The following is a 6,797-nucleotide window of genomic DNA, read 5'->3' as shown; positions in this document are numbered from 1 at the left end:
CTGAATTTCAAGAATTATGAAGAATGCAAAGAAAAAGCTGTTGCTTTGCGGTTAGATTTTCAGGAATTGGTTCTGCAGGAAAAGCTTGCCCAAAAGGATGTTAAAGGAGCCTACAGCGAGTGGCTTCCTTCATTAAGTGCAAATGGTTCCTATGATCTGCAGGGCAACACGTATCCTCCGGGATTGGATACCTGGTCGGCAGCGGTTAGCCTTTCAGTGCCTATTTTTAAAGGTGGAGCGGACTATGCAAAAGTAAAATCAGCCAGAGCCGGCCTTGCAGGCGTCAGGCAGAATATAAAACAGATAAAGCAGAATATTTTTATACAGGTAAAATCGAATTATTATAAAGCCCTGGAGCAAAAACAGAATTTTGACGCTACGGATAAAAAGAGGCAATACCTGGAAATCAACTTTGACGCTATCAACGCAAAATTCAAAGAGGGAATGGCATCATTAACTGATCTCATTGAAGCGCAAACAAAAAAATCCAATGGTGAAATTGAACTTCAGCAGGCTTTATTTGCTTATCATATTGCTTTAAATGATCTGGAATATGCAACAGGAGGAATAAGATGATGAAAATGATTAAAAACAAATACTTTATTATTGGCGCTATCGTAGTATTGCTGTTATTGGTAATTTCTATCTCAATGTGCGGGAAAAAGAATGGAAATGAAACAAAAACCGCAAAAGCGCATAAAGGTTTAATGGTTGTTACTATCACATCTAACGGTACTATCCGTTCAAACAATGAAGCCAACCTCGCTGCCGCAGGTTCAGGAAAAGTTGAGAAAATTTTTGTAGATGAGAATCAGGCGGTTGACAAGGGGCAGGTTCTGCTGGAACTTTCTTCCTATGGTCAAGCTGAAAAAGATTACAAGCGCCTGGCAGCTCTTGGTGAGAAAGGCTACGTGACAAGCCAGCAGGTAGAACTTGCCAAAGAACAGTGGGAAAATACATTTATTAAAGCTCCTTTCTACGGCACCATAGCGAAAAAGTTTGTAGAATCCGGTGAAATGCTGATCAGCGGGACTCCTGCGTTTTTGCTTGCCGATTTAAATGATATGATAGTAGAAACCAATATTGACGAAACAGACATCGGAAATGTTAAAGTAGGGCAAGCCGCCGAAGTTTCGCTTGATGCCTACAAAAATGTTAAATTAACCGGCAGAGTTTTATTTATTTCGCGTTCCAGTCTGGAAGTGAAAGAAAAGGGTATTACTTATCAGGTCAAAGTTAAGTTCTATCCTGTTTCCGGAGTAACCTTGAGGCTGGGCATGACCTGCGATGTAAATGTTAAAGTCGCGGAAAAAAATGATGTGCTTATGATTCCTTATACGGCAATCGGGGAAGAAGAGGGCAGAAACTATGTTTTTACAGTAGAAAAAAATATGCTTAAAAAGAAATTTATTGTTACAGGTTTGGAAAATTATGATAATACAGAAATACTTTCCGGATTGAACGAAAACGAAACTGTGATAGAAAATAATACTTCCAAACTTAAAGACGGACAGAAAGTAAAAATTAAGTGAATTTAGAAAACTTCTCCGTATCTTTTACCAGCCTTAAAGCAAACAAAATGCGGTCACTCCTTACTACCCTGGGCATAATCATAGGGGTAATGTCCATCATTCTTCTGGTTTCCATCGTTGCGGGAACCCAGGACTATATCGAAAATGAAATAAAGGCTTTGGGGACCAACACTTTCATGATTGCCCCCGGAAATAACGAAGAAATGCACGGTCCTCCGGGAACATATGCAATCAATAAACTCAGACTGAACCAGATAGATCTTTTGGAAGCGCGCTCCAGCTATGGCGCAAAAGCCATGCCTGCCTACATGAATATGGGCGTACTGGTCAAATATAAGAATAAAAGTACAAATAGCTCAATATTAGTAGGTACAAATGAACGGTTCCCCGATTTAAGAAACTGGCCCGTAGAAACAGGAAATTTTTTCCGTTCCGATGACGTGAATTCATCGCGAAAAGTTTGTGTTGTCGGCCCGACTATCGTGAATAATTTTTTCCGCGGGGCCAGACCCCTAGGCAAAGAAATTTATGTTTCCGGAAAAAAGTTTACAATAATAGGCGTGTTTGTAAAAAAAGGGAAATCTTTCGGCCGGGACAGCGATGACCTGATAGTAATGCCCATAACAGCCGCGCTCGATATGTCCGGCACTACCGCTATAAACCAGATAATGCTTAAAATCCCGGACCCTAAGAATATGGACAAGGCGGTTGCAGAGACAAAAAGAATACTGCTGAAAGAGATGGACAAGGAAGACTTCAGTATCACAACCCAGGCAGAACTCCTGGGAATGTTCAAGACATTTGCAGATGTTTTAAGCGTAGTAATGGGCTGTGTCGCCGGAATTTCACTTTTTGTCGGCGGAATCGGTATTATGAATATTATGCTTGTAACCGTAAAGGAAAGAACCCGTGAAATCGGGATAAGAAAGGCTGTAGGCGCGTCTTTCGGAGATATTTTGGAACAGTTTATCGTTGAGTCAATTGTTGTTGCGGTAGCCGGCGGGCTGGTGGGCATATTGCTTGCATCCTTGATGATTTTAGCCGTAGGCCCATTTATATCCTTTCCGTTAAAAGTGTCTATACCTTCTGTTATTATCGCTTTTGTGTTTTCCAGTTTAACCGGAATATTTTTTGGCACCTATCCGGCTCTCAAAGCCGCAAAAATTGACCCCATCATTGCTTTGAGGTATGAGTAATGAACCCGTTAGATATTTTAATTTCTGCGTTTGCCAGCATTAAATCAAATAAAATGCGTTCATTTTTAACCATGCTTGGCGTGATTATTGGTGTTATGGCCATAGTATTGCTTGTTTCGGTGATAACAGGAACAAAAGCAAAAGTCGAAAGTGAAATACTATCGTTAGGCGCGAATACTTATTATATATTCCCCGGTAACATGGAAGCGCAAAGCGGGCCTCCGGGAACTTATACCGTAAATAAGCTGAGAGAAAGGCATGTCGCCCTGCTTGAATCCCGTTCCAGCTTTGGTGCTGTGGGAACCGCGGAATATGACATAATGGGCGTGATAGCAAAATATAAGAGGGAAAGCAGGTTTGTGGCGTTTGTAGTAGGTTACAGCGCGAACATGCAGGAAATATATAACTGGCCGGTAGAATACGGCAGTTATTACAGGGAAGACGACGTAAGAACAGCAAAAAAAGTTGCAGTGATCGGCTCAACTGTAGTAAAAAATATATTCAAAGGTTCCAACCCCATAGGCAAACAAATATCTATTAAAGGCGAGAAATTCACAATTATTGGTGTGATGAAGACAAAAGGCATGATGCTCGGCATGGATATTGATGACAGTATCTGCCTTCCCATTACAACGGCGCATAAGCTCGGCGGATCGGATGATGTAATGCAGATTACCATGAAAATAACTGACGCGGCAGATGTCCCCAAGGCTGTGCAGGAAACAAAAAGAATTCTTCTGAAAGAGATGAACAAGGAAGATTTTTCTATAACTACCCAGGGCGATACGCTTGATATGTTCAATAAATTCACAAGCGTATTAAGCCTTGTAACGGGCGCGATTGCCGGAATTTCACTTTTTGTCGGCGGAATCGGTATTATGAATATTATGCTCGTCACAGTCACGGAGAGAACTAAAGAAATCGGAATCAGAAAATCCGTAGGCGCAACATTTTACAGTATCCTGTTGCAGTTTCTTTTGGAATCCACATTCATAGCAGTCAGCGGAGGATTGCTGGGTATTTTGTTTTCAGTCCTGATAATTTTCGCTATAGCTCCGTTTGTTCCCTTTCCTCTTAAAGCCTCAATGGCGTCCATGATAATTGCTTTTGTTTTTTCAAGCGCCATTGGAATATTCTCCGGCACCTATCCTGCAATGAAAGCCGCAAAAACCGACCCGATTTATGCGCTGAGATATGAATAAAAAAAAGCCATATTTTGTTTATATCTTAAGATGCTGCGATAAAACATTTTATACAGGAATAACAACCGGCCTGAAGAGAAGGATTAAGGAACACAATACAGGCAAAGGCGCAAAATATACGGCAATCAGGGCGCCTGTAAAGTGTATTTATTGGGAGACAAGCAAAAACAGGTCCACAGCTACAATACGCGAAAGGGAAATTAAAAGGTATCCGCGGACAAAAAAGTGGAAGTTAGTAAGATCCCGATGGAAAATCAGGAAAAAGAAATTAAAGATTTAAGGTTGTCTGCGGGTCAGAGCCGGTTTTTTCTTTGAATAGTTTCAGAAATCACTTGACAATTAATCCTCTTTTCTGACTAATAATTTCCCTGGACTGTACCCCAAAAACTGGACACTAAATTAGTATAATAGCTGACAAGAGACCTTAAAAAGGAGGCTCTTGTATGGTTAGCTACAGAAAATTCAGCAAAGAACAGAAACGCGAAGTAGTAGAAGACGCATTAAGTGGACAGCTAAGCAAGGCTGCAATATGCCGAAAACACTCAATATCCTACAGCTTGCTGCAACACTGGACTGAAGCCTTTGAACATGGCCGTTTGAACAATGAACCTACCACCGAAGCCGGACTCCAGGAAAAAATAGAGAAACTGGAACGAATGGTAGGCCGGCAAGCGATGGAAATCGAGTTTTTAAAAAAAACGATAGAGTAAAACGGGAACTTGCAAAGAAAAAAGAAAGTTTATCAAAGAGCACCAGCTGTTTGTTGAAACCACGCGACGGGGGTGTGAACTGATGAATATCCCTGCGAGCACGTATTACTATAAAACAAAGAAATCTGCAGAGCAAAATGCTGCTGAATCAAAGCTAAAAGAACGAATAGAAAAGATCGTTGAAGAATTTCCTGGTTACGGAGAAAGGCGCGTAACCAAACAATTGCACCGTGAAGGATACCGGGTGAACCATAAACGTATCGGGCGCCTTATGCATGAAATGGATCTCCAGTGCAAACAACCAAGGGCGTATCGGACAACAACAAATTCAAAACACAATTTCCGGAGATATCCGAACCTGATAAAAGACATAATCCCAATGGCACCGAATCAAATATGGGTTGCAGATATCACGTATATTCACCTTGCCCGGGGATTTGTGTATCTGTCGGCAATTCTTGACTTATTTTCACGTAAAGTGATAGGATATGCCTTGTCACTGTCTTTGGATGCGTCTTTAGCAACAGAAGCGCTTAATATGGCGCTTAGGGAACGAGAACCTTTGCCAGGATGCATTCATCACTCGGACCAAGGTGTTCAGTATGCCTCAGAAGAATACGTGAATATTTTGAAAGATCATAATATCCGTAGCAGTATGTCTGATAGAGGAAACCCGTACCATAATGCAACCGCAGAAAGTTTCTTCAAAACGTTTAAATATGAAGAAGTATATTTGAACGATTATCAGACGATAGATGATGTCATAGAACGAGTCCCGTATTTTCTGGAACAAGTGTATAATGCAAAACGGCTTCATTCTTCGTTAGGTTATGTTCCGCCAAATGAGTTCGAAGCCAGTTTCAATAATTTCAATGCCTTGTCAGCATAATACTAATTCCTGCATGTCTACTTGACTGAACTATATACCATATATGGTAGGATCTAAACAAGGTTTTTACCATGAATAGGATTAACAGCAACACAATTTTTTATTTAATATTTTGTTTGTCATAGCCAGTTACTATTTTTGTCCATATTCTATATTTTCAAGTATCTTCTTATTTCGTCATGCGAGCCGGCAAACACGAAAGATATTGTATCATGTAAAACAGTGAACAATATTCTTATCCGGATATCTGCCCTTGCTTCCCAAAGGTTTTTGCCTATTTTCTTTATACCTAACCCCCTGGTTGGTTGGATTTTTCTCCCGAGGGCGTTTAGTAATTCTTCAATAGTATCTGTGGTTTTCAATTGCTCTTGATAAGTAAGAGAATCAAAGGTTCTAGTAAAAGATTTAAGGTATATTACTTGCATTTAATTCTCTTTTTTAAATATGATACTGCTTCTTCCGAATCAGATATTTTTACATAATCCTTATCTTTTACCTGGGTATGGATTAGTTTTTCAATAGCGGCTAATTCATTTTTTTCCCAAGAGTCATTTTTATCTACTATTTCAACCGGTTTCATCAATAAACCCTCTTTAGTTAATACAAAACTAACCAAATCATGAGCTTTCATGTGCAACTGCTTCAATATTTCTGATGGTATTGTAACCTGATTTCTCGGGCCCAGCGGCCTAATAGTTGTTGTTCTCATAGCGTTTAATCTCCTTTGTATCATCTTTGCTTACTATAAGTATAACTTACTATTGCTATAATGTCAAGGGTTTTTTGGGAAATAAGCTGGATTTGAAATAAGAATAATGCTGTTCATGTACATCGCGATTACAGGGACAAGATGTTCATGCGTGATATCATCGTCATTAAAGAACCGTTTATATATAGCTTTTCCGATTTCATAGCAATGCCCATCGCTTAATATTTTGCCCTTTTTTCTCTGCTTCATCAAAGGCATCTAGGTAATATTCTACAGCTTTATATACAAGATTAAGCCTATTTACCGTATTTTCAGGTGTACCATCTGCGCAATGCCTGGATATTATCTCGTCATTAAATGAGTTCATAATAATGCCGGTGAATTTCATGCAATCCTTTTTCGTAAGAAAGGTTTGTAATCACGTGTGTCCAAATTAGGATTGAAAAAGCCTGAACTATTCCCTATAATGGTGTGATTCAAAACCATACCAAAACCCGATTACCGTCGGGTCTACAAGGAGGTTCAGGCTTATGAATCATCATACATTATTCGGACAATT

At 39.8% G+C, this 6,797-nt stretch carries 10 protein-coding genes; 7 read left to right on the top strand and 3 right to left on the bottom strand.

Translation table 11 applies throughout. The features are described from left to right. From KKH91_07625 to KKH91_07595, 7 genes are all read left to right on the top strand, one after another. A partial coding sequence (locus tag KKH91_07625) for a TolC family protein (protein MBU0952671.1) occupies nt 1-576 on the top strand: 576 nt, incomplete at its 5' end. Next, the gene (locus KKH91_07620) at nt 573-1,532 is read left to right on the top strand and encodes an efflux RND transporter periplasmic adaptor subunit (protein ID MBU0952670.1); all 960 of its coding nucleotides are present in this window, start codon (nt 573-575) and stop codon (nt 1,530-1,532) included. The genes KKH91_07625 and KKH91_07620, both read left to right, overlap by 4 nt. Next, entirely contained in the window at nt 1,529-2,728 is a 1,200-nt protein-coding gene (locus KKH91_07615; protein MBU0952669.1) for an ABC transporter permease, read from the top strand. The genes KKH91_07620 and KKH91_07615 overlap by 4 nt, the downstream gene beginning before the upstream one ends. Then, a complete protein-coding gene (locus tag KKH91_07610; protein MBU0952668.1) occupies nt 2,728-3,930 on the top strand; it encodes an ABC transporter permease in 1,203 nt (400 codons plus the stop codon). The genes KKH91_07615 and KKH91_07610 overlap by 1 nt, the downstream gene beginning before the upstream one ends. Further along, nucleotides 3,923-4,210 (top strand): GIY-YIG nuclease family protein, encoded by a 288-nt coding sequence (locus KKH91_07605; protein MBU0952667.1) that lies wholly within the window; start codon nt 3,923-3,925, stop codon nt 4,208-4,210. The genes KKH91_07610 and KKH91_07605 overlap by 8 nt, the downstream gene beginning before the upstream one ends. Before the next feature lie 163 nt (nt 4,211-4,373). Continuing rightward, nucleotides 4,374-4,640: a transposase gene (locus KKH91_07600; protein MBU0952666.1), complete on the top strand. Its 267-nt coding sequence runs from the start codon at nt 4,374-4,376 to the stop codon at nt 4,638-4,640. 31 nt (nt 4,641-4,671) lie between these two features. Further along, nucleotides 4,672-5,529: an IS3 family transposase gene (locus KKH91_07595; protein MBU0952665.1), complete on the top strand. Its 858-nt coding sequence runs from the start codon at nt 4,672-4,674 to the stop codon at nt 5,527-5,529. Between the two features lie 149 nt (nt 5,530-5,678). Here KKH91_07595 and KKH91_07590 read toward each other — a convergent pair whose 3' ends face one another. From KKH91_07590 to KKH91_07580, 3 genes are all read right to left on the bottom strand, one after another. Further along, nucleotides 5,679-5,954 (bottom strand): hypothetical protein, encoded by a 276-nt coding sequence (locus KKH91_07590; GenBank protein ID MBU0952664.1) that lies wholly within the window; start codon nt 5,952-5,954, stop codon nt 5,679-5,681. Beyond that, a complete protein-coding gene (locus tag KKH91_07585) occupies nt 5,945-6,238 on the bottom strand; it encodes an AbrB/MazE/SpoVT family DNA-binding domain-containing protein (protein MBU0952663.1) in 294 nt (97 codons plus the stop codon). The genes KKH91_07590 and KKH91_07585 overlap by 10 nt, the downstream gene beginning before the upstream one ends. 63 nt (nt 6,239-6,301) lie before the next feature. Then, nucleotides 6,302-6,487 carry a hypothetical protein gene (locus KKH91_07580; protein MBU0952662.1) on the bottom strand — a complete coding sequence of 62 codons (186 nt, stop codon included), beginning with the start codon at nt 6,485-6,487 and terminating at the stop codon, nt 6,302-6,304. Nucleotides 6,488-6,797: the final 310 nt, after the last annotated feature.

It is taken from the genome of Elusimicrobiota bacterium (genome assembly GCA_018816525.1).
GTDB lineage: Bacteria > Elusimicrobiota > Endomicrobiia > CG1-02-37-114 > XYA2-FULL-39-19 > OXYB2-FULL-48-7.
Note: the sequence above shows the minus strand (reverse complement) of the source record. Positions and strands in the feature narration are given on the sequence as shown.

Excerpts from the sequence above, each read along its gene's own strand:
- KKH91_07580 (MBU0952662.1), bottom strand. The coding sequence starts at position 6,487 with ATGAAGCAGAGAAAAAAGGGCAAAATATTAAGCGATGGGCATTGCTAT.
- KKH91_07610 (MBU0952668.1), top strand. The coding sequence starts at position 2,728 with ATGAACCCGTTAGATATTTTAATTTCTGCGTTTGCCAGCATTAAATCA.
- KKH91_07620 (MBU0952670.1), top strand. The coding sequence starts at position 573 with ATGATGAAAATGATTAAAAACAAATACTTTATTATTGGCGCTATCGTA.
- KKH91_07600 (MBU0952666.1), top strand. The coding sequence starts at position 4,374 with ATGGTTAGCTACAGAAAATTCAGCAAAGAACAGAAACGCGAAGTAGTA.
- KKH91_07590 (MBU0952664.1), bottom strand. The coding sequence starts at position 5,954 with ATGCAAGTAATATACCTTAAATCTTTTACTAGAACCTTTGATTCTCTT.
- KKH91_07585 (MBU0952663.1), bottom strand. The coding sequence starts at position 6,238 with ATGAGAACAACAACTATTAGGCCGCTGGGCCCGAGAAATCAGGTTACA.
- KKH91_07605 (MBU0952667.1), top strand. The coding sequence starts at position 3,923 with ATGAATAAAAAAAAGCCATATTTTGTTTATATCTTAAGATGCTGCGAT.